This is a genomic window from Vibrio sp. 1457, assembly GCF_033340195.1.
Classification (GTDB): Bacteria; Pseudomonadota; Gammaproteobacteria; order Enterobacterales; family Vibrionaceae; genus Vibrio; species Vibrio alginolyticus.
This window is the reverse complement of the sequence record NZ_JAWOWA010000152.1, coordinates 1-1,031: the sequence shown is the minus strand read 5'-3', so window position 1 is coordinate 1,031 and position 1,031 is coordinate 1. Positions and strand designations below refer to the sequence as shown.

The window sequence follows — 1,031 nt, the reverse complement described above, 5'->3', positions numbered from 1 at the left end:
CGGTACGTCAGCGTCCGCCCGAAACGGTCTGCCAGCCCGGTAAGCACCCGGTACGGCGGCAGCGGCGCAGGCAGCACCTCATCCGCTTCCGGCACCCGCTCACACCAGCCGAGCAGCCACCACGGCCCCTGCGGACTGTTTGTCGCCAGATAACGATGCGGACTTAAGCGGAGTTCTTCCGGCAGCGCCTGCCAGAGTGCGGCCAGCCGGTGACCTTCATCCAGTTTCGCCACGCCGCCGCGCACCAGCCACAGTGACTCGCTGCGGCTGTAACCGTCCTCACCGGGAAACAGGTGCTCAAAATACAGGCTTCTGCCGCCGTTATCACTGAGTATCAGTGTGTTATCGCGCAGCTGTAAGCGGATATCCGCAGGCATTTTCCAGCCGGGGCCGAGGCTCCCCACCGGCGCGGGCGTTTTTGTCCGGTAACTGCTGTAGGTGCGGGAGAGGATGAACGGCAGCGGGCCGGGCAGGGCGATGTCGGTTTCACCGGGAAGGACCTTTGCACCGAGCAGGGGATTGACCGGATGGCCGGACGTCACTCCGCCGGGGCACACCGAACAGGCCACGCCGGTGGGGGCACCGATGCGTACCCCGGCTGAACCCTGGACAATGCTACCGCCATACTGCGTCATGTCGCCCTGACGCGCCGCCGGTTTTCCGCTCATCTGCTCATCCTTGTTTTATCGGGTTATTTGTCTGCTTCCAGGCAAAACCCTACAGATTTATAAGAAAGCCTTAAGTGAGATATCCATCAGATAGAAACAATTAGGAAAATATTTATATCACCATGATAAATATGTGATTTATTTGGAAGTAACAAACCATCAACATTTTCTGCCCTTTTTCCCATCACCAGGCCATACTGATATTTTTCCTCGCACAAAGGACTCGGCATGAAACTCGTCGGTAGCTACACCAGCCCGTTTGTACGCAAACTTTCTATTCTGTTGTTAGAAAAGGGCATAACTTTCGAATTTATTAATGAACTGCCCTATAACGCGGACAACGGCGTGGCGCAATTTAACCCG

Annotated in this window: 2 protein-coding genes; one reads left to right on the top strand and one right to left on the bottom strand. The window is 56.5% G+C overall.

Features of this window, described 5'->3' with window-relative positions; genetic code table 11:
- Positions 1-668 (bottom strand): DUF6531 domain-containing protein (locus R7Z41_RS24480; protein WP_318141701.1); only part of this gene is annotated, 668 nt, incomplete at its 3' end.
- 228 nt (positions 669-896) lie between these two features.
- Here R7Z41_RS24480 and R7Z41_RS24740 point away from each other — a divergent pair.
- Positions 897-1,031 (top strand): glutathione S-transferase N-terminal domain-containing protein (locus tag R7Z41_RS24740; protein WP_181941750.1); only part of this gene is annotated, 135 nt, incomplete at its 3' end.